The sequence below is a fragment of the Pseudomonas laurylsulfativorans genome, assembly GCF_002906155.1.
In the GTDB taxonomy this organism is placed as follows: domain Bacteria; phylum Pseudomonadota; class Gammaproteobacteria; order Pseudomonadales; family Pseudomonadaceae; genus Aquipseudomonas; species Aquipseudomonas laurylsulfativorans.
On the sequence record NZ_MUJK01000002.1, the window covers coordinates 621,064 to 647,197 of the forward strand.

General features: G+C 59.0%; 23 protein-coding genes. 8 read left to right on the forward strand and 15 right to left on the reverse strand.

Annotated elements, in window-relative coordinates:
- Positions 1-16: 16 nt before the first annotated feature.
- Both B0D71_RS09200 and B0D71_RS09205 read right to left on the reverse strand, forming a co-directional pair.
- Positions 17-1,630 carry an NAD(P)/FAD-dependent oxidoreductase gene (locus B0D71_RS09200; RefSeq protein ID WP_103394489.1) on the reverse strand — a complete coding sequence of 538 codons (1,614 nt, stop codon included), beginning with the start codon at positions 1,628-1,630 and terminating at the stop codon, positions 17-19.
- A 95-nt stretch (positions 1,631-1,725) separates the two neighbouring features.
- Positions 1,726-2,394 carry a COG3650 family protein gene (locus tag B0D71_RS09205; RefSeq protein ID WP_103394490.1) on the reverse strand — a complete coding sequence of 223 codons (669 nt, stop codon included), beginning with the start codon at positions 2,392-2,394 and terminating at the stop codon, positions 1,726-1,728.
- A gap of 172 nt (positions 2,395-2,566) precedes the next feature.
- Between B0D71_RS09205 and B0D71_RS09210 the strand changes: the two genes are divergently transcribed.
- The gene (locus tag B0D71_RS09210; protein ID WP_103394491.1) at positions 2,567-2,923 is read left to right on the forward strand and encodes a hypothetical protein; all 357 of its coding nucleotides are present in this window, start codon (positions 2,567-2,569) and stop codon (positions 2,921-2,923) included.
- Positions 2,924-2,934: 11 nt separating this feature from the next.
- On the opposite strand, the gene B0D71_RS09215 is transcribed toward B0D71_RS09210, so the two are convergent.
- Positions 2,935-3,534 (reverse strand): short chain dehydrogenase, encoded by a 600-nt coding sequence (locus B0D71_RS09215; RefSeq protein ID WP_103394492.1) that lies wholly within the window; start codon positions 3,532-3,534, stop codon positions 2,935-2,937.
- A 106-nt stretch (positions 3,535-3,640) separates the two neighbouring features.
- On the opposite strand from B0D71_RS09215, the gene B0D71_RS09220 reads away from it, so the two are divergent.
- On the forward strand, positions 3,641-4,549 hold the full coding sequence (locus B0D71_RS09220) for a LysR family transcriptional regulator (protein WP_103394493.1): 909 nt from the start codon (positions 3,641-3,643) through the stop codon (positions 4,547-4,549).
- A 158-nt stretch (positions 4,550-4,707) separates the two neighbouring features.
- Here B0D71_RS09220 and B0D71_RS09225 read toward each other — a convergent pair whose 3' ends face one another.
- The 6 genes from B0D71_RS09225 to B0D71_RS09250 all read right to left on the reverse strand — a co-directional run bounded on the left by B0D71_RS09225 (position 4,708) and on the right by B0D71_RS09250 (position 11,162).
- Positions 4,708-6,039 (reverse strand): IS4 family transposase, encoded by a 1,332-nt coding sequence (locus B0D71_RS09225; RefSeq protein WP_103394672.1) that lies wholly within the window; start codon positions 6,037-6,039, stop codon positions 4,708-4,710.
- Between the two features lie 119 nt (positions 6,040-6,158).
- On the reverse strand, positions 6,159-6,860 hold the full coding sequence (locus B0D71_RS09230; protein ID WP_034146751.1) for an ABC transporter ATP-binding protein: 702 nt from the start codon (positions 6,858-6,860) through the stop codon (positions 6,159-6,161).
- The gene (gene livG, locus B0D71_RS09235; RefSeq protein WP_103394494.1) at positions 6,861-7,628 is read right to left on the reverse strand and encodes a high-affinity branched-chain amino acid ABC transporter ATP-binding protein LivG; all 768 of its coding nucleotides are present in this window, start codon (positions 7,626-7,628) and stop codon (positions 6,861-6,863) included.
- Positions 7,625-8,881, reverse strand: coding sequence for a high-affinity branched-chain amino acid ABC transporter permease LivM (locus tag B0D71_RS09240; protein ID WP_103394495.1), 1,257 nt, complete (start codon positions 8,879-8,881; stop codon positions 7,625-7,627). Before B0D71_RS09240 ends, livG begins: the two co-directional genes overlap by 4 nt.
- Positions 8,878-9,801: a high-affinity branched-chain amino acid ABC transporter permease LivH gene (livH, locus tag B0D71_RS09245; protein ID WP_007947264.1), complete on the reverse strand. Its 924-nt coding sequence runs from the start codon at positions 9,799-9,801 to the stop codon at positions 8,878-8,880. Before livH ends, B0D71_RS09240 begins: the two co-directional genes overlap by 4 nt.
- A 233-nt stretch (positions 9,802-10,034) precedes the next feature.
- The gene (locus B0D71_RS09250) at positions 10,035-11,162 is read right to left on the reverse strand and encodes a branched-chain amino acid ABC transporter substrate-binding protein (RefSeq protein ID WP_103394496.1); all 1,128 of its coding nucleotides are present in this window, start codon (positions 11,160-11,162) and stop codon (positions 10,035-10,037) included.
- 350 nt (positions 11,163-11,512) lie between these two features.
- On the opposite strand from B0D71_RS09250, the gene B0D71_RS09255 reads away from it, so the two are divergent.
- Positions 11,513-11,818: a DUF2288 domain-containing protein gene (locus tag B0D71_RS09255; protein WP_103394497.1), complete on the forward strand. Its 306-nt coding sequence runs from the start codon at positions 11,513-11,515 to the stop codon at positions 11,816-11,818.
- Positions 11,819-12,049: 231 nt separating this feature from the next.
- Here B0D71_RS09255 and B0D71_RS09260 read toward each other — a convergent pair whose 3' ends face one another.
- Positions 12,050-14,254, reverse strand: coding sequence for a hypothetical protein (locus tag B0D71_RS09260; protein WP_103394498.1), 2,205 nt, complete (start codon positions 14,252-14,254; stop codon positions 12,050-12,052).
- A 196-nt stretch (positions 14,255-14,450) separates the two neighbouring features.
- Between B0D71_RS09260 and B0D71_RS09265 the strand changes: the two genes are divergently transcribed.
- Positions 14,451-15,347: an NAD(P)-dependent oxidoreductase gene (locus tag B0D71_RS09265; protein ID WP_103394499.1), complete on the forward strand. Its 897-nt coding sequence runs from the start codon at positions 14,451-14,453 to the stop codon at positions 15,345-15,347.
- On the opposite strand, the gene B0D71_RS09270 is transcribed toward B0D71_RS09265, so the two are convergent.
- Both B0D71_RS09270 and B0D71_RS09275 read right to left on the reverse strand, forming a co-directional pair.
- Positions 15,304-17,520 (reverse strand): putative bifunctional diguanylate cyclase/phosphodiesterase, encoded by a 2,217-nt coding sequence (locus B0D71_RS09270; RefSeq protein ID WP_276310339.1) that lies wholly within the window; start codon positions 17,518-17,520, stop codon positions 15,304-15,306. The genes B0D71_RS09265 and B0D71_RS09270 overlap by 44 nt on opposite strands.
- 147 nt (positions 17,521-17,667) lie before the next feature.
- Positions 17,668-18,033 (reverse strand): YkgJ family cysteine cluster protein, encoded by a 366-nt coding sequence (locus B0D71_RS09275; RefSeq protein WP_103394501.1) that lies wholly within the window; start codon positions 18,031-18,033, stop codon positions 17,668-17,670.
- Positions 18,034-18,283: 250 nt separating this feature from the next.
- Between B0D71_RS09275 and B0D71_RS09280 the strand changes: the two genes are divergently transcribed.
- A complete protein-coding gene (locus B0D71_RS09280; RefSeq protein ID WP_103394502.1) occupies positions 18,284-19,633 on the forward strand; it encodes a spinster family MFS transporter in 1,350 nt (449 codons plus the stop codon).
- 181 nt (positions 19,634-19,814) lie between these two features.
- Here B0D71_RS09280 and rapA read toward each other — a convergent pair whose 3' ends face one another.
- On the reverse strand, positions 19,815-22,661 hold the full coding sequence (rapA, locus tag B0D71_RS09285; RefSeq protein ID WP_103394503.1) for an RNA polymerase-associated protein RapA: 2,847 nt from the start codon (positions 22,659-22,661) through the stop codon (positions 19,815-19,817).
- A 218-nt stretch (positions 22,662-22,879) separates the two neighbouring features.
- Between rapA and B0D71_RS09290 the strand changes: the two genes are divergently transcribed.
- The 3 genes from B0D71_RS09290 (at position 22,880) to ccoM (ending at position 23,737) form a co-directional block, all read left to right on the forward strand.
- Positions 22,880-23,221, forward strand: a complete 342-nt coding sequence (locus B0D71_RS09290; RefSeq protein ID WP_008054180.1) for a hypothetical protein — start codon at positions 22,880-22,882, stop codon at positions 23,219-23,221.
- Between the two features lie 99 nt (positions 23,222-23,320).
- Positions 23,321-23,482: a hypothetical protein gene (locus tag B0D71_RS31420; RefSeq protein ID WP_092267318.1), complete on the forward strand. Its 162-nt coding sequence runs from the start codon at positions 23,321-23,323 to the stop codon at positions 23,480-23,482.
- 144 nt (positions 23,483-23,626) lie between these two features.
- Positions 23,627-23,737, forward strand: a complete 111-nt coding sequence (ccoM, locus tag B0D71_RS32070) for a cytochrome c oxidase subunit CcoM (RefSeq protein WP_007998356.1) — start codon at positions 23,627-23,629, stop codon at positions 23,735-23,737.
- 270 nt (positions 23,738-24,007) lie between these two features.
- On the opposite strand, the gene B0D71_RS09300 is transcribed toward ccoM, so the two are convergent.
- Positions 24,008-25,483 (reverse strand): inorganic phosphate transporter, encoded by a 1,476-nt coding sequence (locus tag B0D71_RS09300; RefSeq protein ID WP_103394505.1) that lies wholly within the window; start codon positions 25,481-25,483, stop codon positions 24,008-24,010.
- 376 nt (positions 25,484-25,859) lie between these two features.
- A complete protein-coding gene (locus B0D71_RS09310) occupies positions 25,860-26,060 on the reverse strand; it encodes a hypothetical protein (RefSeq protein ID WP_007986337.1) in 201 nt (66 codons plus the stop codon).
- Positions 26,061-26,134: the final 74 nt, after the last annotated feature.

Below are 26,134 nucleotides of genomic sequence, written 5' to 3' on the forward strand. Positions count from 1 at the left end.
CTTCAGAGATCGCGTATCAGGCTTCCAGGCCCAGGATGTCCCGAGCCACCGCTTCAGCAATGCGAATCCCGTCAACACCCGCCGACAGAATCCCGCCCGCATAACCGGCGCCTTCGCCGGCCGGGAACAAGCCCTTCACGTTCAGGCTCTGCATCGACTCGTTACGGGTCATGCGCAGCGGCGAGGAGGTGCGGGTCTCGATCCCGGTCAACACTGCGTCGTGCAACGAGTAACCACGAATCTGCTTTTCGAACGCCGGCAAGGCTTCGCGAATCGCTTCGATGGCGAACGCCGGCAGTGCCAGCGCCAGATCACCCAGGGCAACGCCCGGCTTGTAGGACGGCTCGACACTGCCCAGTTCGGTGGACGGTTTGCCCGCGATAAAATCGCCGACCAGTTGCGCCGGCGCTTCGTAGTTGCTGCCACCCAGCACAAAGGCGTGGGATTCCAGGCGTTCCTGCAGCTCGATACCGGCCAGCGGGCCGCCCGGATAATCGACTTCCGGGGTGATGCCGACGACGATACCGGAGTTGGCATTGCGCTCGTTACGCGAGTATTGGCTCATGCCGTTGGTAACGACACGGTTCGGCTCGGACGTCGCCGCCACCACCGTACCGCCCGGGCACATGCAGAAGCTGTAGACCGAACGACCGTTTTTGGCGTGGTGCACCAGTTTGTAGTCGGCGGCGCCCAGTTTCGGGTGGCCGGCGTACTTGCCCAGGCGTGCGCGGTCGATCAGCGACTGTGGGTGCTCGATGCGGAAACCCACCGAGAACGGCTTGGCCTCCATGAACACGCCACGGCCGTGGAGCATGCGGAAGGTGTCGCGGGCGCTGTGGCCGAGGGCCAGGATCACGTGTTTCGAATGGATTTGTTCGCCACCGTTGAGCTCGACGCCGACCAGTTGGCCGTCTTCGATCAATACGTCTGTGACGCGCTGCTGGAAGCGTACTTCGCCGCCGAGGGCGCGAATCTGCTCACGCATGTTTTCCACAACGCCGGTCAGACGGAACGTACCGATGTGCGGTTTGCTGACGTAGAGGATTTCTTCCGGGGCACCGGCCTTGACGAATTCGTGCAGGACTTTGCGACCTAGGAATTTCGGATCCTTGATCTGGCTGTAGAGCTTGCCGTCGGAGAATGTCCCCGCGCCGCCTTCGCCGAATTGCACGTTGGATTCCGGGTTGAGCACGCTTTTGCGCCACAGGCCCCAGGTGTCCTTGGTGCGCTGGCGTACTTCGGTGCCGCGTTCGAGGATGATCGGCTTGAAGCCCATTTGCGCCAGCAGCAGCCCGGCGAAAATCCCGCACGGACCGAAGCCGACAACGATCGGGCGCGCGCTCAGGTCGGCGGGTGCCTGGCCAACCATTTTGTAGCTGACATCCGGTGCCACGTTGACGTTACGGTCATCGGCGAACTTGTGCAGCACCGCCGCCTCGTCGCGAACTTCAAGGTCGATGGTGTAGATGAAACACAGTTCGGAAGACTTTTTACGCGCATCGTAGCTGCGCTTGAACAAGGTGAAATCGAGCAGGTCATCGCTGGCGAGCCCTAAGCGCTGCACGATGGCAGGGCGCAGGTCTTCATCGGGATGGTCGATCGGCAACTTGAGTTCGGTGATTCGTAACATGGCGGGATCCGGTTCGCGGGGCGCACAACTGCGCCAGGGCGTTTGAAGCCCGCGATTATAAGCCCCAAAGGCGCAGGCCTGTGAGGCTTAAACGATCAGTCGTCGCGCGAGCCGCCAAAATACCCGCATCCACGCTGGACCTGACCGTCAACCCGCAGTTCGGCACTCATGTGCTGGATGCTGCCGGTGCTGCTGTCGACGCAACGTTGTGGCGCCACCCAGAGTTCGATGTGCTGGTTGTTGGCTTCGGTGCTGAGGTTGAAACGGCCATCACCCAGTTGCTCTTCGACGTAAGGCACGGCCAGCGGCGGCTGGCCGGCCCGGTCGACGACCATGCCTTTGCCGCTGACTCTCACGCTCCACTCCGGCGTATGGCCGGCGGCGCGCAGGATCAGCAGTTTGAAATTCGGATCATCGCAAGCGGTGCCCGAGCGCTCGACACGGTACAACTGCTCCAGATCGAGCTGGCCGTCACCGCTGCTGCCGGCCACAACCCGCCCGCGCACGTCGGCAAACAGCTTGCCCTGTTTATCCGCCAGGCTTGCAGCCTGCTGCAGGACGCTGGTGCCGCCCGTGTCGTTGACCACGTAGCGGTTTGCCTGGTTGCACGGCTGGAACAGCAGTTTGCCGTCCGCCGCGGTCAACTGGCCTTGCATGCGTGTCTGGCCAACATGGGAGGCGCTCTGCCGCTCACCCTCGAACAACTGGCAAGCGGCGAACAGCGGAAGCAGGGCAACGAGGACTAAGGAACGGACAGCACGCATCTTGGGGTCTCCTGACAAGTGCCGACACGTTACTCAGCCTGACCGTTCATCACAAGACTCGTATTGGTCCGTCGCCGATCCGATGGCTGTTTGCAGCAACATTTTGTGTATTGTTTCGGTGCCGGGAATCAGGGCGCAAAGGTAGGCTGCCAGGTTTTTGCAGGTGCAGGGCATGAAGAAGGTTATGGTTTGGAAGGTTTGGATGTTTTTGCTGGCGATGACAGGGGCGACGTGCAGTCAGGCTGCCGAGATCAATTTGTCCTCGGCAACCGACTTTATCCGGATGGAGTTAGTACTCAAAGACGTCGAAAGACGGCATTCAAGTTATGAAATGAATGTCATGCTCAGCCCTGAAGCAACTGAGCGTATACAGCGTATTTCTCGAGAGTCGATCGGCCAACAAATGACGGTTTCGATCAATGGTTGGAGGATATCTACAGCGACAGTGCAGTCCGTCATGGGCTCACAGTTTCGCATCGCCATCCCGAAATCCATCGCCAAGGATCTTCTGCCAACGCTCATTGATTGATCGGAACGGGCTCAACCCACGTGAAAGGTCTGGCCTGTTTGCAGGCCTTCCACGCTCTTGGCGTAGGCCAAGGCCACATCCGCCGCAGGAACCGGCTTGAAGCCACGGAAGTACGGCGCGTATTTGCCCATGGCTTCGACCAGGACGTTCGGGCTGATCGAATTCACTCGCAGGCTACGCGGCAGTTCGATGGCGGCGGCGCGGACGAAGCTGTCCAGTGCACCGTTGACCAACGCTGCCGAGGCACCGCTGTAAATCGGATCGTGACTGAGCACACCGGTGGTGAAGGTGAACGAAGCGCCGTCATTGGCGAACTCGCGACCGATCAGCAGCAGGTTGACCTGGCCCATGAGTTTGTCTTTGAGGCCCAGGGCAAAACTCTCTTCGGTCATCTCGTTGAGCGGTGCGAAGGTCACGTTGCCTGCGGCACAGATCAGCGCATCGAATTTTCCGGTCCGCTCGAACAGTTTGCGAATCGAGGCGCTGTCGCTGATATCCACCTGAAAGTCGCCGCTGTTGCGACCAATGCGGATGATTTCGTGGCGCTGGGACAGCTCTTTGTCCACTGCCGAACCGATGGTGCCGCCTGCGCCGATCAAAAGAATTTTCATGGAGGCTGATCCTCATGGGGGTTGGGTGAGGTTTCAGTTTAGAGTGATTTTTTCTGCGGATAAGCGCACTAATAGGCAACCTTTGGTTTTCAAATGGAAACAATCCATGAGCGAGATGGATGACCTGGCCGCGTTTGCGGTATTGATCGAAGCGGGCAGTTTCACCTTGGCGGCGCAACAGCTCGGTTGCAGCAAAGGCCAGTTGTCCAAGCGCATCAGCCAGTTGGAGGCGCAGTTTTGCGTGGTGTTGCTGCAACGTACCACCCGCCGATTGAGCCTCACCGCCGCCGGTGCTGCGTTGTTGCCACAGGCCCAGGCGCTGGTGGTGCAAGTCGAGCGGGCACGTCAGGCGCTGGCGAGATTGAAGGACGACATGGCCGGTCCGGTGCGGATGACGGTGCCGGTATCGCTCGGGGAAACTTTCTTCGATGGCCTGTTGCTGGAGTTCTCCGCCAAGTATCCCCAGGTGCAGATCGAGCTGGAGCTCAACAACAGCTACCGCGATCTGTCCCGCGACGGCTTCGACCTGGCGATTCGTTCTGACGTGGCCATTGACCAGCGGCTGGTGGCGCGCCCACTGCTGGCGTGGCAAGAGCTGACCTGTGCCAGCCCGGCCTATCTGGAGCAATACGGTGAACCGCAAACACCCCAGGCGCTGGCTGAGCATCGCTGCCTGCTCAACAGCCATTACAGCGGTCGCGAAGAATGGCTGTATCACCAGCAGCATGAGTTGTTGCGTGTGCGGGTGTCGGGGCCGTTCGCCAGCAACCACTACAACCTATTGAAGAAAGCCGCACTGGTCGGCGCCGGTATTGCGCGCCTGCCATCCTACTGTTTGCCAACAGAATTGGCCGATGGGCGTTTGCGCTGGTTGCTGCGCGATTATCAGACCCGCAGCATGCCGATGTATCTGGTGCACCCGTATCAGGGTGGTTTGCCTAAGCGCACACAGGTGCTCGCGGATTATTTGATCGGGTGGTTCAAGCGCAGTGGGGAGGTGCTGGATCGGTTGTAACGACCCCCTGTAGGAGCGAGCTTGCTCGCGAAGAACGTATAGACACCACGTTCATCCAGCCAGCCCCCGTCATCGTTAACGTCCATCGCGAGCGAGCTCGCTCCTACAAGGGATCTCATGGTGGGCATAAAAAAACGGCCCGCAAAGGCTAATGCCAGTCAGTTAAGCTGACTGGCATTTTTATTTCTGATCGGATACTTCGGCGATTTGAGCCGGATGGCGCGAGGATAAATACGCTCCTCTCGCCGATGAGGCAGGACATAGTGCAGGGCTGAGGCATGAAGCTCGCCCAGGTACTTGGGGATGTTCCCGGAGCGGTCGGCCGAGACACTGTTGATAAACCCTAAAATCGCCCAGGTACACGCGCTAAAACTCATTTCACACGGGTAAATACCTGGACAGTGACGGCTCATTTCCACCATCTGATAGCGCAACAAGTTGTAGCCCAGCAACACCCCCCACAGTTCCTGCTCGATCATCTCGGGTGTCTTGCTGCGCAGCGTATAGCTGCTGTTAAGCAGCGTCTGTTTCATCTCGCGAAACCCTAATTCGATCTCCCATCGCTGGCTGTACAGGTCGACGATTTCGTCGGACGGAAAGCGCAGCGGGTCGGCCATCGACGTCAGGATCTGACACACCTTGCCCTTGACGGTTTTGCTCAGGAGTCGCGCAGTCAGGCGCTCGGGCAGCCCCGGCCATTGTTTGCGGGCTTGCGGCGAAGTACTTAACAAGACAACCGCATCCTGGCGCCCCAAACGCTGAACCACTTCGTACTGCGTGCCTTTTTTCAGTGGCATCAGCCAATGCCGCTCGGTGCCTGCTTGCTGCCATTGGTGCAGCAAACCCAAGGAGTAAAAGCCTCGATCGAACAGGGTCAACGAGTGATCGGGCGTGGTGTCGATCAGTTGTTCGGCCAGCTTCATTTCGTTGCTGCGATAGCCATCAAACGCACTGCCGATCAGCATGTGGCTGGTCAATTCCATTTGGCAGACCATGCGCACCTGAGGAAAGCCAGTGTCGCCATGCTGATTGCTGGCCGAGTCGTAGCGCGCCCGATTTTCCGGGGTATCCGGTGTTCGCCAGACCACACCGTCGACGCCCAGCAAACGCAAGCCGGCCCAAGTTGGGTGATCCACGGCCTCATGCCAACTTTTCTGAGTCAGATGGAAGACCTGTCGAACAGCCTCGCAGCCCAACCGCTGACGGGCTTGAACCACAGCGCTGGGTGCCACCAGCGGACGTTGGCCCGGCAGCATGATGTTCATGCGGCTGACCACATCCCATGCCGACATGCGTCGAAAGAAGGCCATGGAAATCACGCACCAGAGCATCATTTCCAGCGGCAAACGCCGCTTGCGCAGGGTCGCCACACCGGCCTGTTCAAGGGCCAGCTCGACCAAAGACGGATCGAGTAAAGAATCCAGTCCCTCGATTGAATTGGGAGTGGAGGCGATGTTGTGGGTCAGTTCCAGGGCCCGAGCGAGACGCATAAAAAAATCCGATGCCAGTACAGGCATCGGATTTTGATTTCTTGCGGCCAAAGGTCAAGCGAGAAGGCTTAACTGATCGGCATTACCCGCAAAGGCCGTTTTTTGTTTACCGCAAAGGCTTAGCCACCCAGGTACGCTTCGCGCACTTTCGGGTCGGTCAGCAATGCTTCTCCGGTGCCTTGCATCACCACCCGGCCGTTCTCCAGAACGTAGGCGCGGTCAGCGATCTTCAGCGCCTGGTTGGCGTTCTGTTCGACCAGGAACACCGTCACACCGTCCTTGCGCAGTTGTTCGATGATGTCGAAGATCTGCTGGATGATGATCGGTGCCAGGCCCAGCGACGGCTCGTCGAGCAGCAACAGCTTGGGCTTGCTCATCAGCGCACGGCCGATGGCGAGCATTTGCTGTTCGCCACCGGACATGGTACCGCCGCGCTGGCTGAAGCGTTCTTTCAGGCGTGGGAAAAGTCCGAGAACCTTGTCCATCTGTTCCTGATAGTCGCCCTTGGCGGTGAAGAAACCGCCCATGGACAGGTTCTCTTCCACGGTCAGGCGGGAAAATACCCGACGACCTTCCGGCACCACGGCAATGCTCTTGCGCATGATCTGCGAAGAGTCCTGGCCGACCAGTTCCTCACCCATGTAACGGATGCTGCCGCTGTGGGCGCGCGGCGAACCGCAAAGCGTCATCAGCAGCGTGGACTTGCCGGCACCGTTGGCACCGATCAGGGTCACGATCTCGCCCTGGCGGACTTCGACGTTGACGCTGTGCAGGGCCTGGATCTTGCCGTAGAAGGTGGAAACGTTTTCGAACTGCAGCATTTACGCTTCCCCCAGGTAGGCTTTGATCACTTCAGGATTGTCGCGGATCTGTTCCGGCGTACCGTTGGCCAGGGGCGTGCCCTGGTTGATCACGACGATGTGGTCGGAAATGCTCATGACCAGCTTCATGTCGTGTTCGATCAGCAGAACGGTGACGTTGTGCTCTTCACGCAGCATGCTGATCAGCGCCTTGAGGTCTTCGGTTTCCTTCGGGTTCAGGCCGGCGGCTGGTTCGTCGAGCATGAGGATCCGCGGGCGGGTCATCATGCAACGGGCGATTTCCAGGCGACGTTGCTGACCATAGGCCAGGGTGCCGGCCGGACGGTTGGCGAATTCCTTGAGGTGCACCTTTTCCAGCCAGTACTCGGCGAAATCCATGGCCTCGCGCTCGCTTTTGCGGAACGACGGGGTCTTGAACAGGCCGGACAGGAAGTTGGTGTTCAGGTGACGGTGCTGGGCGATCAGGAGGTTCTCGACCGCCGTCATGTCCTTGAACAACCGCACGTTCTGGAAGGTACGCACCACGCCCTTGAGGGCAATCTTGTGGCCGGGCAGGCCCTGGATCGGCTCGCCGTCCAGCAGGATGCTGCCGCCGCTCGGCTTGTAGAAGCCGGTCAGGCAGTTGAACACGGTGGTCTTGCCGGCGCCGTTAGGGCCGATCAATGCCACGACCTGTTTTTCCTTCACGCTCAGGGCTACGCCGTTGACCGCCAGCAAGCCGCCGAAGCGCATGCTCAGGTTTTCTACTTTAAGGATCTCGCGGCTCATTTGCGCAGCTCCATGTGAGGACGTTGCATGGGCAGCAGACCCTGAGGGCGCCAGATCATCATCAGCACCATCAAGGCGCCGAACATCAACATGCGGTACTCACTGAACTCACGCATCATTTCCGGCAGCAGGATCATCACGATCGCCGCCAGGATCACACCCAGCTGCGAGCCCATGCCACCGAGCACCACGATGGCGAGAATGATCGCCGACTCGATGAAGGTGAAGGACTCCGGTGTTACCAGACCCTGACGGGCCGCGAAGAAGCTGCCGGCGAAACCGGCGAAGCTGGCACCGAGGGTGAAGGCCGACAGTTTGATGATGGTCGGGTTCAGGCCCAGCGCACGGCAGGCGATTTCGTCTTCACGCAACGCTTCCCAGGCGCGGCCCAGGGGCATGCGCAGCAGGCGGTTGATGACGAACAGCGCACCCAGGGCAAGCAACAGTGCAACCAGGTAAAGGAAGATCACCTTGTTGATCGAGTTGTATTCCAGGCCGAAATACTCATGGAAGGTTTGCATTCCTTCGGCGGCTTTGCGTTCGAAGGTCAGGCCGAAGAACGTCGGTTTCTCGATGTTGCTGATGCCGTTCGGACCGCCAGTGAGGCCGGTCAGGTTACGCAGGAATAGACGAATGATTTCACCGAAGCCCAGGGTCACGATCGCCAGGTAGTCGCCACGCAAGCGCAGCACCGGGAAACCGAGCAGGAAGCCGAAGGTGGCCGCCATCAGGCCGGCAATCGGCAGGCAGATCCAGAAGCTCAGGCCGTAGTAGTGCGACAACAGCGCGTAGCTGTAGGCGCCGACGGCGTAGAAGCCGACGTAACCGAGGTCGAGCAGACCGGCCAGGCCGACCACGATGTTCAGGCCGAGGCCGAGCATCACGTAGATCAGCACCAGGGTTGCGATATCCACCGCACCACGAGAGCCGAAGAACGGCCAGACCAGCGCACCGGCGATCAGCGCGATGATGATCCAGCGCTGCGTGGTTGGCAGGGTCAGGAAGTTGCTGGCCTTGGCCGGAATCAGCGGCATGCTTGGCGACGAACGCCAGGCCGAGCTGATCTGCTGGTCGAACAGCACACGCAGGAACATCAGTACCGAGCACACCGCGATGGTGATCAGGGTGGCGTCGCTGGTGCCATGAACTTCGAGGTTGATGCCGACGATGGTCAGCTTCAGACCGAGTACCGGGTAGGCCACGGCCCACACCAGCAAGGCGCTGAAAAACGCCTGTTTAAGATTCCTAGTCATACCTTCTCAACCTCCGGACGGCCCAACAGGCCGGTTGGCCGGAACAACAGCACCAGAACCAGCAGACCGAACGCCACGACGTCCTTGTACTGGTCGCCGAAGATATCGGCACCAAAGGCTTCCGCCACACCCAGTACCAGCCCGCCGAGCATGGCGCCCGGAATACTGCCGATACCGCCCAGCACCGCTGCGGTGAAGGCCTTGAGGCCGACGAGGAAACCGGCGTTCGGGTTGATCACGCCGTACTGCATGCTCAGCAGGACGGCGGCAATGGCGGCCAGTGCGGCACCGATGACGAAGGTCAGGGCGATGATGTTGTTAGTGTTGATGCCCAGCAGGTTGGCCATCTTGATGTCTTCGGCACAGGCGCGGCAGGCGCGACCCAAGCGAGAGCGGGAGATGAACAGGGTCAGGCCGAGCATGGCGACCAGGGTCACCACGAACACCACGATTTGCATGTAGGAAATCAGCACTTCATGTGCGCCACCTGGGCCGAAGGCAAAGTTGCCCGGAATCAGGTTGGGAATGGATTTGTCCTTGGAGTCTTGCGCCAGCAGAACCGTGTTCTGCAGGAAGATCGACATGCCGATGGCGGAAATCAGCGGGATCAGACGGTTGCTGCCGCGCAAGGGGCGGTAGGCGATCCGTTCGATGCTGTAGCCATAGGCACTGGTGACGACGATGGTTGCCAGGAAAGCGGCGGTCATCAACAGCGGAACGCTGTCGAGTCCCAGCATGGCCAGCCCGGCGATGGCGATGAACGCCACGTAGGAGCCGATCATGTACACCTCGCCATGGGCGAAGTTGATCATTCCAATGATGCCGTAAACCATCGTATAGCCGATGGCGATCAGGGCATACGTGCTGCCAATGGTCAGGCCATTAACCAGCTGTTGGAAAAAGTGATAGATGTCAGGCATTACAGCGCTCCTAAAAACCTGATACGCATTTCACTGGTGGAGTCATTTTCCCGCCCGGGCCCCGTGGATCTGCATCCACTTCGAATCCGGGGTTTGCCAGCGAACCGCTGATGACGGTTTTGAGATTTTCAGGTGGGGAGACTGGCGGATCACGCCAGCGCGGCCCAGATACGTTCGTAAAACAAAGCCCACGGCACGCCGTGGGCTTTGTTGGCAGTCAGTCAGGCAACGCCTTACTGAGGCTTGGCTTCAGTTTTTGGTTTGCCGAAGTGCCACTCGTAAACCACGAATTTGAAGTCTTTCAGGTCGCCTTTCTCGTCGAAGCTCAGGTCGCCGGTAGGCGTCTTGAAGGTGCCTTTGTGGATGGCTTCAGCCACTTTGGCGGAGTCTTCGGACTTGGCAGCCTTGATGCCTTCGGCGATCACTTCCACAGCCGAATAGGCCGGGAACACGAACGGACCGCTCGGGTCTTCTTTCTTGGCCTTGAATGCGTCAGCCAGGGCAATGTTGGCAGGATCCTGGTCGAAGGATTTCGGCAGGGTCACCAGCAGGCCTTCGGAAGCGTCCTTGGCGATCTGCGAAATGGAGTCGTTACCCACGCCTTCCGGACCCATGAACTTGGCTTTCAGGCCTTTTTCCTGGGATTGACGCAAGATCAGGCCCAGCTCCGGGTGGTAGCCGCCGTAGTAGACGAAGTCGACGTTGGCTTGCTTGAGCTTGGCGATCATCGACGAGAAGTCCTTGTCGCCGGCGTTGACGCCTTCGAACACGGCAACCTTGACGCCTTTACCTTCCAGGGTTTTCTTCACGGCGGTGGCGATGCCTTCACCGTATTGCTGTTTGTCGTGCAGGACGGCAACGATTTTCGGTTTTACGAAGTCGGCGATGTAGTTACCGGCGGCAGGGCCCTGGGCGCTGTCCAGACCGATGGTGCGGAACACCATTTTGTAACCACGATTGGTGATGTCCGGGCTGGTGGCAGCCGGGGTGATCATGATCACGCCTTCGTCTTCGTAGATGTCCGAAGCCGGTTGAGTGGAGCTGGAGCACAGGTGACCGACCACGAACTTGACGCCGTCGTTGACGACTTTGTTTGCGACCGCAACAGCTTGTTTTGGATCACAGGCGTCATCGTATTCAACGGCTTCGAGTTTCTTGCCGTCTACGCCACCCTTGGCGTTGATCTGTTCGATGGCCATTTTTGCGCCACTGAACTGCATGTCGCCGTATTGGGCTACAGGGCCGGTTTTAGGGCCGGCGATGCCGATCTTGATGGTGTCAGCTGCGAACGAATGGCTGGCAACCCCGGCCAGAACCATAGCGGCAAACAGTTTGGAAATCTGCTTAGTAGCCTTAGTCATAGTGCTCCACTCTTACTGTTGTAGTTTTTATAGTCCTGGCGCCGAAAGCAGCAGAACCGGGTCAGATATCTGCGACATTCCCCGGAAAAGTCCCTCGGCAACTGTACCGGTACAGTGTAGAGCGCCGATTGTCAGCCTGGGAAGGCAGCGCTGGGGGACAAAACCTGCAGGTGTCGCTTTATTGAAAGTAAAAGACAGAATTGCGGCGGGGCGTTGAGGGGCTTATAGCCGGATTCTCTGCATTCCCTGGCTTTCCTGCGCTTTTCATTTCGGTCACTCAATTGCATCCGGGTTTTTCTGCCAGACCACCGACGTTATCATTCACGTCGATTTCTTTTCCGGACAGTCCCATGAATCAAGAACCTAGCACCCTCTATGCCAAGCTGCTTGGTGAAACCGCATCTATTACCTGGAAAGAACTGGAGCCGTTCTTCGCCAAGGGTGCCCTATTGTGGGTCGATCCCGGTCTGGATTTGATCGCCGCCGCCGAGGCCGTGGCGACCGATGAGGGCGAGAAAGTGGCTGCCTGGCTGGCTGACGACAAGGTCGCCAAGCTGTCTGAAACGCGGGCGCTGGATCTTTTTGAGCGTGATCCTCAGTTGTGGGCGGTGGTTGTTTCGCCGTGGATTCTTGTCCAGGAAAGGGCGCAAGCTTAAAAGCGCGCACCTTTTTGGTGCGCTCCCTGCAGGGGGAAAAGTGTGTAGCCGAGTAGCGTGATGGCATGTTGCCGTAGAGAAAGGCCACAGCTTCACGGTGACGTAAACGTAACGGGAACAGTTGGGAGGGCAACTGAACGGCTGCTCAATTGTTTCTGGATGTTGATGTGCAGTGAATTCGAGGTCGCCATCGCGAGCAAGCTCGCGATGGGCGCGACGCGGTTTCGCGCCTTAGCCTTGGTAAGCCGTCTTGCCCGTATGGTTATTCAGCGAAATAACCTTGGTCTTGCCGATACGGTGACGGTAGATCTCGCGCAGGTACTTGATCGACTTCTTCACGCAATCCCGGGACAGGCGGATGTCGTTGATCGAGACAAATTTTTCCTTGTCGTTGATCAGCTCACGGTACTTCTTCTCGTACATCGGCTTGATCGCGTACCAGTTGGTATCGAGGATCTTCGCCGGGTTCTCGAATTCGTTGAGCAACTCGTCGATCCGGTCTTCATCGAACTGTTCGTTAATGATGAAGTCCAGGATTGAGTTGTCCAGGGTCTCGTCGAAGCGGTACGGGGTTTTCGCGAAGCAGCGCTTGATGAAGGCCACGATCAGCGTCAGGAAGTCGTCCGACAGGCACGGGCTCTTGGCGATCAGGGTGGTCAGCGACAGGTTGGCCGAGGCGCCGATCACCAGCGCGTAGCGCTTGAGCGTGGTGTTGGGGAACAGGCTGTTGAGGTGAGTCTTCAACCGGTTCAGGTCCATGTAGGACAGCTTGTAGTCCTTAGGCAAGGAAACGATCGACACCACCGACGAGCAATTCTTGAAGAAGTGCAGGTCATGCAGGGCCGCCGCGTCGTAACCCGAGTTCTTGTACTGCTCCAGCGACGCGCGATAGCGCTTGGACTCGATTGGCAACAGGCTGATGCCTTCGATAGCCTGGGTGACCTTGTTGAAGTGCGGCAGGTCGATCGAGCGGAAGAACAGGTCGTCGATGTTCAGGCGCTGCGGCTCTTTCTCGAACACCTTGAATTTGTCACTGCTCGGCGGCGGGGTTTCCGGCACCACGGACTCGGCATAGGCAATTGCCACCGGGCCTGCCAGGCTCATGAACAGGTCGTTGGCGTCCAGGCGGATGGTTTCGCCGATGTCGATACCAGCGCGACGGAAATAGTTCTGGTCGTAGTCGGTGGTCACCGCCTGGGCCGTCAGAATGTTGAAGATCTGCTGCGAGATGTATTGGTTGGCATGCTTTTCCATGGCATTGACATCAATGTTCTGGATATTGCCGTCATCGTTTTCTTCGGCGTAACGCATGATGTCGTTGGAGATCAGCATCATTGCGTTCCATGGACGGATGCGGCCCATGACGCTGGCTTCGCTGCTGTCTTCGTTGGCGAAGTTGTAGGAGAAGTCCCACTCTTCCGACAGGTATTTGCACAGCAGGCGGCCAGCGTTGATGTGCAGCGCCTCGGACATTTCACTGCGGTGGTCGGAAATGTTCGGCAGTACACAGATGCCGCTGGTGAAGATCGGTTCGAAGACGAAGGAGTGACCGCTCTTGCTGTCGTGCTCGTCCATCGGTTTGGTGTCGAACGTCTTGTTCATGTACGAGTGCTGCTGGGCCAGGCCGAACTCCGAGGCCATGCCCGAGCCGGTACCGCCGCCAGCACTGAAGATCGAGAAATACAGGCGCGACTGGTTGGCCTTGATGCCGCAGCTGTCGATCAGGTACGAGTGAATCATTTTCCAGTCAGGGCTGGAGAAACGCTGGGTATCCTTGTTCAGAATGATCTTGGCCAGGTACTGACCGAGGATCGGCGCGTTACCGGCGCCACCGGCGTGGACTTCCGACAAATCCATGATTTTCATCTTGCTGTAGTCGCGCAGGAAACCGCTTTTTTCGCCCTTGCGCGAGAAGCGGATGCGTCCGGCGATGTCCTTGTCCAAGTCACCGAGCATCACCAGCGGCTCGACCAGAAACACCGGTTTGGTGTTCTTGCTCTGACCCAGGCGCAGGTTGTTGCGGATCCACTGGGCCGGGCTGTAGCCCTTTTCGGCAAAACGCTTGTCCGGTGACAGGCGATCTTCGTTGTTGAATTCGTTGAGGTAGAACTTGCGGGCGTTGTACACCAGCTCCGCCACGTCCAGCGCAATGTTCGAGCCGCAGCGGCCCAGGCCGATCAGGCACACCGATGGGAATTCCTGATCATTGTGCTGTTCGCTGTCGCCTTCCAGATGCGGTGCGCGCGGGAACACCATGTCGCGCAGGCCGTCGAGGTTATCGAGGATGCGGTCGGTGTTGGTTTCGGTGAAGTAGAGGTATTGCTGGGTCGCCAACGGGCGGGATTGAATCAATGGCTTCGGTGATGACGGGCTGTTGGCCGCGGGGCTCAACGTCAAATCGGTTACCGCAGTGGCCGGGTTGTTTTTAGAAGTCATTGTTTGCCATCTACCTGGGCTGATTGGTTGGCCGACTCGCTGTCGTCAAACCGTCACGGAATACAATCGCGTCTTTTTTCAGCGCGTACTTGGACCATGCCTTGGTCTTTTGCCTGAGCATTACTCGGAGTGAGTCCTTTCCTAAGTCATGATGGATCGGCCAATATTTGGCGATCTTTAATCAAAAGGAGGCTAAATGATGTCAATGCTACCTTCGCTGGGGTTTGCCGGGATCGGCCTGATGGGGTTGCCGATGTGCCAGCGCCTGCTGGCCGCGGGTTATCCGCTGGCGGTATGGAATCGCAACCCGGAAAAGTGCAAGCCCTTGGTGGAGGCAGGCGCACGCCAGGTCGCCAGCCCGGCCGAACTGTGCCAGCACGCTGACGTGGTGATGTTGTGCCTGGCGGATACGTCGGTCGTACGCGAGGTAGTGTTTGGTCCGGCAGGCATTGTCGAGGGGGCAAAAACAGGCCAGTTACTGGTGGACTTTTCCAGCCTGGAGCCCAACGCCACGCGGGAAATGGCCGCCGAGCTCGTGGGCAAGGCCGGCATGGGCTGGCTCGACACGCCGGTGTCCGGTGGTGTGGTTGGGGCGCAAGCCGGGAGCCTGGCGATCATGGTCGGTGGTGATGTGCAGGATCTGGAGCGGGTCCGGCCTGTGCTGTTGAACCTGGGTCAACGTGTGACGCACATGGGTGGCGTCGGGGCAGGGCAGGTGACCAAGGCGTGCAACCAGATGATCGTTGCCTGCAATGCTCTGGTGATTGCCGAAGTGGTCGCGCTGGCGGAACGTTCCGGGGTTGATGCCAGCCTGATTGCCGAAGCGCTGGCGGGCGGCTTTGCCGATTCGAAACCCTTGCAGATCCTCGCCCCACAGATGGCTGAAAACCGTTTCGAGCCGATCAAGTGGCACGTGCGCACGTTGCTCAAGGATCTGGATACAGCGGTGAAGTTTTCCCGTGAGCAAGGCTCGGCGACACCGATAAGCGGTCTGGCCGCGCAGTTGATGCGCCTGCATGGGAGTCAGGGTTTCCTTGAAAAGGACCCCTCTACATTAGTGCAGATGTACCGTGAGCCAGACTCAGCGTCGTGACGGTATAGGCATGCTTGCGCTGGTTGATTTCATTCAGCACCGGAAGCAACTCGGCCAGCGGCACCGGCCGACTGAGCAAATAGCCCTGAACGAAGTCACAGCCATGGTTTTCCAGGAACTGGTATTGCTCGAAGGTTTCGACCCCTTCGGTGACCACTTGCAGTTGCAGGGTATGGGCCATGACGATAATCGCCTGGACAATCTCCATGTCCTGGGTGGCCTTGGGGATGTCCTGGATGAACGAGCGGTCGATTTTCAGCGTGTTGAGCGGCAAGCGCTTGAGATAGGCCAGGGATGAATAACCGGTCCCGAAGTCATCGATCGACAACGACACGCCGAGGGCGCGAATCTGTCGCAGCAACACCAGTGTGTTGGCGATATTGCCCATCAGGGCGTTTTCCGTGACTTCCAGTTCCAGCCGATGGGGCGCCACACCGGCGGCCCGCAATGCGTACTCGATTTCATCGGCCAGCTCTTCGCGCGCCAGGTTCAGGGGTGAGCAATTCACGGCGATCTTGAGGTCTTCACAGCCTTGGCGCGACAACTCGCCCAGATCCTCGCAGGCCTTGCGCAGTACCCAGTTGTCCAGTTCGGCGATCAGGCCGTTGGCCTCGGCGATAGCGATGAAACGATCCGGTACGAGGAAACCGTGGACCGGGTGTTGCCAGCGGATCAAGGCCTCGAGCTTGCTGACCTGACCGGTCTTGAGGTCATAGATCGGCTGGTAATAGAGCATCAGGCCGGTGTCCTCACGCAGGGCGTGGCGCAACTCTTCTTCCAGTTGCAGCTCAAGTGTGGCGCGGGTTTTCAGGTTGGCACTGAAAAAGTTCAGGCCGTTGCGGCCGCTGCCCTTGGACTGATATAGCGCCAGGTCAGCATTCTTCAACAATTCCTCACACGTCTTGCCGTCTTCCGGAAACAGGCTGATGCCGATGCTGGTGGTCATGACCATGCGCCGGCCGGCCAGTTCGATGGGCTCTTTCATTTTCAGCATGATGCGTTGGGCCAACTGCCGTGCTTCGTCACGATCATGCAGGTCGATGAGCAGGCAGAACTCGTCGCCGCCGAAGCGTGCTACCACATCCTCGTGACTGCGAATCGAACTCTTGATGTGCCCGGCAAGCACTTTGAGCAGTTCATCACCGGCATCGTGGCCAAGGCTGTCATTGATCCGCTTGAAGTGGTCGATGTCCAGGAACAGGACCGCCAGCATCCCGCCTTCGTTGGTTTTCTCGATGAGTTTTTCGGCGAAGATCTGGTTGAACCCGCGGCGGTTGATCAGGTTGGTCAGCGGGTCGTAGTGCGCCACCTGCTGCAGCGACATGCGCGCCTGGTCCAGCTGGCTGAGCAGGGAGTTGACCCGTTGCAGGTCGTGGTCCTTGTGTTGCAGTTTTTTGTCCGCCAGTGCCGCGCTGATGCTGCTGCCGATGATCAGCAAGGTCATGACCGTCACGGTCAGCGCCAGTTGCAGGTGGCTATGCTCGCCGGTCTGCGCTGGCAGGCTGTCACTGGGTAGCACCAGGTTGAAGGCGGCCATGGCAGTGAGGTGCATGCTCAGGATGCCCGCGCCGAGCAACAGGCTGGCGCAGTATTTGAAGAGCTGATGCAGCATGCCGGCACCGTCGCGCAGATACCATGCCAGCAACAAGGCCGCCAGCGCGGCACCCATCGCGATCACGATGGAAAGGGCAAACAGTCCCGGGTGGTAATAGACCGAGGCATTGGAGTGCATGGCCGTCATGCCCACGTAATGCATGGTCGCGATACCCAGGCCGATCCCGATCGATGCCTTGAGACACTGTTTCAGGCTCAAATCCGGGAGGCTGAGGGTATGCATTGCCAACCACGCGGCGAGCAGCGCGATGGTCAGCGAGAACACCGTGACAGGCAGTTGATAGTGAAGATCGATAGGCGCCTGGAATGCCAGCATCCCGACGAAGTGCATGGCCCAGATCCCGCCAGCCAGGCATGCGCTACCCACCCAGCGCCAGCGCGTCTGGGAAGCGGAATTTTCCGCGTGAGCAACACGTTCGGCCATGTCCAGTGTCGCGAAACAGCCTACGCAGACGACCAGATAAGCCAGCAGCACCAGAAACGGGTCATGTGTGCAATTGAGTATGACCTGCTCACTCTCTGGTAGCTCGGTAATGAAATGCAGACCAAGCCACTCCATAGCATGCCCCATCTTTATCCCTCAGGCCGACGCAAGGAGCGCCAGCGAATGTCTTGGAGTATAGAGGGCATGGATGGAGCGCAAGCGGTAGTGGCACATTGGTGCCAATCATTTTTACATTAGCCTAATAGCGATTAGTGCTATTTATCAGGCGATTTGCTTCTGAGGCGTCTCGAACGCAGGTTGCAGTGCCGGCAAGCCGAAAGCTGCACGGGCCGCGTCGCAATCGGGATTGGCCAGGCCATCGACATAGGAAGCCTCGAACTCCCGACAGGTACTGGAGCGTTTTTCATAAATCGAGCACTGCACCGTACTGCCGACGTCTCCCACCAGGCTGTTGCAGCGCACGGGTTTGCAACCGGTGCCGATCATCGCGACCCGACTGGGGCTGATCTGCTCGACAAGCTCATCGGGTACCGTCCCCCCGGACGAGGCGCATTCACCCCAGAAAAATGACACGCGAAAATGAGAACAGCAGGCACCGCAATTCAGACACGGACTGGCTTCGGACATGGGCGATTATCGTAAGGAAGAGTGGAGAAACAGGGGGGAGCAAGGCCGCTATTCTAGGCTTCGCCAACGGCTTGGGAAGGGGGGGCGAGAGGTATTTTTCATCAACCGGACGGGCTGCGAAATACCCTGTGGGTGTGCGCCATGGGCAGGTATCAGCCTGGCGAATAATGAAAGACAGTCGTGCCTGGCCTGTCTAGATTGCAAAGTCCGGGGGCAGTGACGCCCCAAAAACAATAAAAGAGACGGATCCATGCAGAACTCGACCCAAGCGGCCAATGCCTGGCGCATCCTGTTCCTGTTGTTCCTGGCCAACCTGTTCAATTTTTTCGACCGCACCATCCCGGCCATCATCATCGAGCCCATTCGCATGGAATGGCACCTCAGTGATTTCCAGTTGGGGATCATCGGTACGGCATTCACCATCGTCTACGCCATTGCCGGCTTGCCGCTGGGGCGCATGGCCGATACCGGTTCGCGCAGCAAGCTGATGGGTTGGGGGCTGGCGGTGTGGAGCGGGCTTACGGCCGTCAACGGCATGGTGGGCAGTTTCTGGGCCTTCCTTGTCGTGCGCATGGGCATCGGCATCGGCGAGGCCAGTTATGCACCGGCGGCCAATTCGCTGATCGGCGACCTGTTTCCGGCGCACCGTCGGGCGCGGGCCATGGGTATCTTCATGCTCGGCTTGCCATTGGGGCTGCTGCTGGCGTTCTTCACCATCGGCGCGATGGTCAAGGCCTTCGATAGCTGGCGCGCGCCGTTCTTTATCGCGGCGGTACCTGGGCTGATCCTCGCGATTTTCATGTTTTTCATCAAGGAACCGAAACGCGGCGCCGCCGAGAGCGTCCAGGTGTCACAGGAGAAGATCGATCGGCCGATCCGCCGGGTGTTGGCTGTACCGACCTTCCTGTGGCTGGTGATGGCCGGGCTGTGTTTCAACTTCGCCACCTATGCCTGCAACTCGTTTCTGGTGCCGATGCTGCAGCGTTATTTCCTGATGCCATTGCAGGAAGCGGCGGTCGCTACCGGGGTTATCGTCGGCGTGACCGGGTTGGTCGGCCTGACCCTGGGCGGCTGGATCGCGGACAAGATTCACCAGCGAGTCGCCAACGGTCGACTGTTGTTTGCGGCGTTCAGCCTGGTGATTTCGACGGTGTGCACCGCGTGGGCACTGCATTCCGGTCGCATCGAAATCGGCGTTTTTGTTGCGGTGTTCAGTCTGGGTTGGCTGTTCGCCTACAACTTCTACACCTGCGTGTACACGGCGATTCAGGATGTGGTCGAGCCGCGGTTGCGGGCAACGGCGATGGCGCTGTTCTTTGCCGGGTTGTATCTGTTGGGCGGTGGTCTTGGACCGGTAGTGGTCGGCGCGTTGTCCGATCACTTCGCCCACACGGCGATGCTCGCGGCGGGTGCCGAGCAGATGACCGAGGCTTTCAAGGCGGTCGGCCTGCATGACGCGATGTACCTGATTCCGGTGGCGCTGATGTTCACCGTGGTGTTTCTGTTCCTGGCTTCGCGGTGTTTCGTGCGCGATGCCAAGCGGATGAAGGAAGGGTTGGTGGCGGTGGTTGAGCCAGAAAATACTGCAGTGACTGCTTAACCGCTATCGCGAGAAAGCTTGTTCCCACAGTCTCTGTGGTGTTCACAGATTCTTTGTACGACGCGGACACTGTGGGAGCGAGCTTGCTCGCGATGAGGCCATCAGCAGCACTACTGAAATTGAAGTAAACAAAAAGGCCCGCATCGCTGCGGGCCTTTTTATTTGCGGGTCGGGGAGGGGATTAACCCGCCACCAACACCCGAATCGCTTCCAGTCGCAGCGCCGCCTTGTCGAGCATGGCCAGGCCTTGCTCGCGTTGTTTGCGCAGGGCTACCAGTTCGCTGTCGCGCACGGTCGGGTTGACCGCTTGCAAGGCAGTCAGGCGCGCCAGTTCTTCATCGGTATCGGCAGCCAGGCGACGCTGCGCCTCGGCGACACGTTCATTGTGGCGAGGCAGGATCTTCGCTTCGCCGGCGTTGATCCGCGGCGTCAACTGGTCACGCTGGGCCTGGATGAACTTGTTGGCGCTGGCACGCGGCACGCTTTCGAGTTGATCGTTCAAGGTTTCGAACGCCACGCGAGCCGACAGGTCGTTGCCGTTGGTATCGAGCAGGCAACGCAGGGCGGCCGGCGGCAGGTAGCGGCCCAGTTGCAGCGAGCGCGGGGCAACCACTTCGCTTACATACAGCAGTTCCAGCAACACGGTGCCAGGCTTGAGCGCCTTGTTCTTGATCAGCGCCACGGCGGTGTTGCCCATGGAGCCGGACAGCACCAGATCCATGCCGCCTTGCACCATCGGGTGCTCCCAGGTGATGAACTGCATGTCCTCGCGGGACAACGCCTGGTTGCGATCGTAGGTAATGGTCACGCCTTCGTCGTCGCCCAGCGGGAAGCTGGCGTCGAGCATTTTTTCGCTCGGCTTGAGGATCAGGGCGTTTTCCGAATGGTCTTCGCTGTCGATGCCGAAGGCGTCGAACAGGGTTTCCATGTAGATCGGCAGCGCGAACTGGTCGTCTTGCTCAAGGATATCTTCCACCAGCGCATCGCCTTCGCCCGCGCCACCAGAGTTCAGCTCGAGCAAGCGGTCACGGCCGGTGTGCAACTCGGCTTCCAGGCGTTCACGCTCGGTGCGAGCTTCGTCGATCAGCGCTTGCCACTCGCCGTCGTCGGCTTCTTCGAGCAGCGGCAGCAGGCGCGGGCCGAACTGGTGCTGCAACGCGTTGCCGGTCGGGCAGGTGTTGAGGAAAGCGTTCAGTGCTTCGTGGTACCACTGGAACAGACGCTCTTGCGGGCTGGTTTCCAGGTACGGCACGTGCAGTTCGATGATGTGCTTCTGGCCAATCCGGTCCAGTCGACCAATACGTTGTTCGAGCAGGTCCGGGTGGGACGGCAGGTCGAACAGTACCAAGTGGTGGGAGAACTGGAAGTTTCGGCCTTCACTGCCGATTTCCGAGCAGATCAGCACCTGCGCGCCAAACTCTTCGTCGGCGAAGTAGGCGGCGGCGCGGTCACGCTCGAGGATGTTCATGCCTTCATGGAACACCGTGGCCGGGATGCCGGAGCGCACGCGCAGGGCGTCTTCCAGGTCCATGGCCGTTTCGGCGTGGGCGCAGATCACCAGTACTTTAGTGCGCTTGAGCATCTTCAGTTGGTCGATCAGCCATTCGACGCGCGGGTCGAATTTCCACCACCGTTCTTCTTCGCTGGCGTCCGGTTGGGCCTGGAAGCTGACTTCCGGGTACAGCTCGGCGTGATCGCCCAACGGCAGTTCGAGGTATTCGTCCGGGCATGGCAGCGGATACGGGTGCAGCTTGCGCTCCGGGAAACCCTGCACGGCGGCGCGGGTGTTGCGGAACAGCACGCGGCCGGTGCCGTGGCGGTCGAGCAGTTCGCGCACCAGGCGCGCCCCGGCTTCGGTGTCGCCATCGTTGACGGCGGCTAGCAGGGCTTCGCCTTCGTTACCGAGGAAACCGTGGATGGTCTTGTGGGCTTGCGGCGACAGGCGACCCTGGTCCAGCAACTCCTGAACGGCTTCGGCCACCGGGCGATAGTTTTCGCTCTCGGCGCGGAAGGCTTGCAGGTCATGGAAGCGGTTCGGGTCGAGCAGGCGCAGACGGGCGAAATGGCTGTCCTGGCCCAGTTGTTCCGGGGTGGCGGTCAGCAGCAGTACGCCGGGAATGGTTTCGGCGAGTTGCTCGACCAGCGAGTATTCAGGGCTGACCTGATCTTCGTGCCACACCAGGTGGTGAGCCTCGTCGACCACCAGCAAATCCCAGCCCGCCGCGAACAGCGCATCCTGGGCCTTTTCGTCGTCCACCAGCCACTCGAGCGCGACCAGCGCGAGTTGGGTGTCTTCGAACGGGTTGCTGGCATCGCTTTCGATGAAGCGCTCTTCGTCGAACAGCGCGACCTGCAGGTTGAAGCGGCGGCGCATTTCAACCAGCCACTGGTGCTGCAGGTTCTCCGGAACCAGGATCAGCACGCGGTTGGCGCGGCCCGAGAGCAATTGGCGATGGATCACCAGGCCGGCTTCGATGGTTTTACCCAGGCCCACTTCGTCGGCCAGGAGAACCCGCGGTGCGATACGGTCGGCGACTTCGCGGGCAATGTGCAACTGGTGCGCGATCGGTTGCGCACGCACGCCACCCAGCCCCCACAACGCGGACTGCAACTGGCGACTGGTGTGTTCCAGTGTGTGATAGCGCAGGGAGAACCAGGCCAGCGGGTCGATCTGGCCGGCGAACAAACGGTCGCTGGCCAGGCGGAACTGGATGAAGTTCGACAGTTGGGTTTCCGGCAGGGTGACCACTTCGTTCTGTGCGTTGAGGCCGTGGTAAACCAGCAGGCCATCAATGTCGTCGACTTCGCGGACGGTCAGTTTCCAGCCTTCGAAATGAGTGATGGAGTCACCCGGCGAAAACCGCACGCGGGTAAGGGGCGCATTCCGTAGCGCGTACTGGCGAGTGTCGCCAGTGGCCGGGTAGAGCACGGTCAACAAGCGGCCGTCCTGTGCCAGAACGGTGCCTAAACCCAGCTCGGCTTCGCTGTCACTGATCCAGCGTTGCCCCGGTTGATACTGCTGCGCCATGCTGCCTGACTCCCACCTTGAAAAAGCGGGCTATCTTAACGGAATGAGGGCTTCAGGGCCAAAGGACTCTCAGAAAAACTCACAGTCTTACGTTAGCCCACCTATTCATGAAGTGCCGCTCGGTGCATTAATGAGTGCCAATTGGGTCACAGTTTGCGACCGATGGCTCAAGTCGCCATCCCCGCAGCCGACAGCCTGCTGACAGGAGACCGAAAACCATGCTGCCACCGATGCTCCCCTTGAGTGCCGTGCCGATCACTTCACAAACCGATCCGATCCGCCAGCGTCCGGATATTCCACCGGTGGTGCCGGTGCAGGAAAGCTCGAGTGAAAGCACCATTGACCTGCAAAAACGCAATCCTGAAGAGGACGGCTTAGTGCTGCGCGAGGAACAGCGCCGCAGGCAGGAGCAGGAACGCCGTCGCCACGAAGCAGACAATGATCCCGAGGCGCACCTGGCGATTCCCGGCGATGAGCTCAATGCCGACAACACCGTGCCAGTGGCGCCGCTGATGGAAGATCAGCCACGGCAGGGGCTGTGGGTCGATATCGAGATTTGAGCGCAGGCTGGTCAGCGCGGCCGTCAGGACGCATTATTGGCGCAGGGTCGCCGAACGCTACGGCGGCTGAATTTCATTTCAAGCGATGCACTGACCGCCATGAGCCAAGACGACAAACTGATTGACCTCAACGCTGAACGCGCCAAGCGTGTTCATGACCTCAATGACAAACGGCTCAATGAAGTTCGCCAGGCGTTCGAGCAGGCCATGCCACTGGGCAAACCAAAGAAAAAGCCGAAAAACAAACCGAAAAAGCGCTGAAGTCCCCCCGCATACATTGATGCGGGTCAAACTTTCCCCTTCCTCTTGCCCAGTCTCGGGCGACATTGATCCCGGTCAATATTCTCTCCTGCCCATTTGGTTAACTTAGCCCTATCGCAACAGGCCAAGTGCAGGAGACGCGTCATGTTTTTCGACAACGTGGTGATTGCCGGAGTGCTGACTGTCAGCCTCATGTTTGTGTTTTTTGCAGGGTTCGGACTTTTTATCTGGAAGGATTCGCAGAAGCGGAAATAACCGTAGTTCTTTCTGGATGTAATGAGCACGCAAGGCATTTTGGGCAACTTCGGTTGCCCTTTTTTTTGCCTGTAGAACTCTATCGATACACTTAAACCCTGTGGGAGCGAGCTTGCTCGCGATGAGGCCATAACATTCAGCATCTATATTGGCTGTAAGGCCGCTATCGCGAGCAAGCTCGCTCCCACAATGAGTTGTGGTGTGGCGAATATTTTGGCGATAAAAAAGGCGCGGTCCTTGCGGAACGCGCCTTTTTCGTTTGGCTGCTTATCAGCTGCCAAGCGCCTTCGAAGCGAGCCAGAACAACCCGGCCGACAGGGCCACCGTGGCTGGCAGGGTCAGTACCCAGGCCAGCAGGATGGTTTTGACGGTGCCACCTTGCAGGCCGCTCTTGTTGGCGACCATGGTGCCCGCCACGCCAGAGGACAGCACGTGGGTGGTGGAAACCGGCAGGCTGAAGATGTTCGCCATGCCGATCAGACTGGCTGTGGTGATCTGCGCCGACATGCCTTGGGAGTAAGTCATGCCTTGCTTGCCGATCTTCTCGCCAATGGTCAGGACCACGCGTTTCCAGCCGACCATGGTGCCCAGGCCCAAGGCCAGTGCAACCGCCAGGATCACCCAGAACGGGGCGTACTCAGTGGTGGTGGTCAGGTCTTTGCGCAGCTTGTCCAGGTCAGCCTTTTCACGGGCTCCGAGGGTTGGCAGCTTGCTGACTTTCTTCGCGGTGTCGTCCAGGCAGAGCAGGTAGCGACGGACTTCGATGCGGCTTTCCGCCGACAGCGAGTGGTAGTCTGCTACACCTTTGAGGGTGCCGAGCAGGGCGCTGATGGTCGGTTCGGTCTGTTGCGGGTTGCAACGGAACTTCTCCGGCAGATCGCCTTCCACACTCTTGCCCAGGGCCAGGAACTCACCCAGGGTTTCGGAGTTGCGCTGATAGAACTGGCTCAGGTGCAGCGTGGCGTCGCGGGTGCGCTCGATCTGATAGGTCGTGCTGTTCAGGTCGAGGACGAACTGCGCCGGCACGATACCGATCAGGACCAGCATGATCAGGCCGATACCTTTCTGGCCATCGTTGGAGCCGTGCACGAAACTCACGGCCATGGCCGAGATCACCAGTACCAGGCGATTCCAGAACGGCGGGTGTTTCTTGTCGTCGATCTTGCGGCGCTGTTCCGGCGTCTTGTGCATCTTCGACAGCGGACGCCACCATTTAAGACCGATCAGGATCAGCGCGGCGATCAGGAAACCGGCCATTGGCGAGAACACAAGCGACATGCCGATATCGATCGCCTTCTGCCAGTTCACGCCATCGGCCAACGGAATTTCGTTGATCAAGGCGTTTGCCAGGCCCACGCCGAGGATCGAACCGATCAGCGTATGGGAGCTGGAGGCGGGGATACCGAAGTACCAGGTGCCCAAGTTCCAGGTGATGGCTGCGGCGAGCAATGAGAACACCATCGCCAGACCATGGCCGGTGTTCACATTGATCAGCAGCTCTACCGGCAGCAGGTGGACAATGGCATAGGCCACGCCGACCCCGCCCAGCAGCACGCCGAGGAAGTTGAACACACCTGAGAAGAACACCGCCAGGTGAGGCGGCATGGCTTTGGTGTAGATAACGGTGGCCACCGCGTTAGCGGTGTCATGAAAGCCGTTGATGAACTCGAAGGCGAGGACAAAGGCCAGGGCGAGCAAGAGGCTCACAAGCACCCAAGCATCCAGTCCGCTGAATAAATCGATCATGAAGGTTTTCTGACCCGGTCATAAGGGGGCGCGATTATGCCAGAAAAGAGTGTCAATCAATGCACTAGCTGCTCGTCGGTAACATTCTTCAATGATTTTTTTGGCCGCAACGCCCAAAACCCAAGGGTTTTGCTGTGTTTTTTAAGTCATTGATTTTATTTGAAAAGATTGCCGTCGCAGGAGATTCGCGCCCCAGGGGGATGGGCTTGAAAGCTTGTGCGAAAAATCTGAGAAATAGGTCAGATATCGAAAATCTGCCTGATTCGATGACGTTGATGGCCGCTGCCCGCTGGTAGCGGGCGCGCAAGGCAAGATCGATACATCCCGCTTTTAACGGGTGCAGAGGCAGGCCTATATAAGGAACAGACCGAAGCAGTCACGGCTCTTCGGCTTTGAGTTCCTTTTCCATTTTTTGAAGTTCCTGCTGGAAAACCTGATCCTGAACGGTGGCGCGTTTACGCCAGGGTTTGCGTTCCGGTTCGGGTTGAGCGGCGTAAGTGGTGACTTCTCCGCCGTAAACTTCCTTGTAACGTTGTTCCTGGCGCTCTAGTTCCGCGCGCAGTTCGTCTTTCGTCACAGTGCTACCTGATTGAGTTGAGATAAATTCTGGTGAAAACGCGCTGCATCAAATCGATTGATCACGTTTGTCGA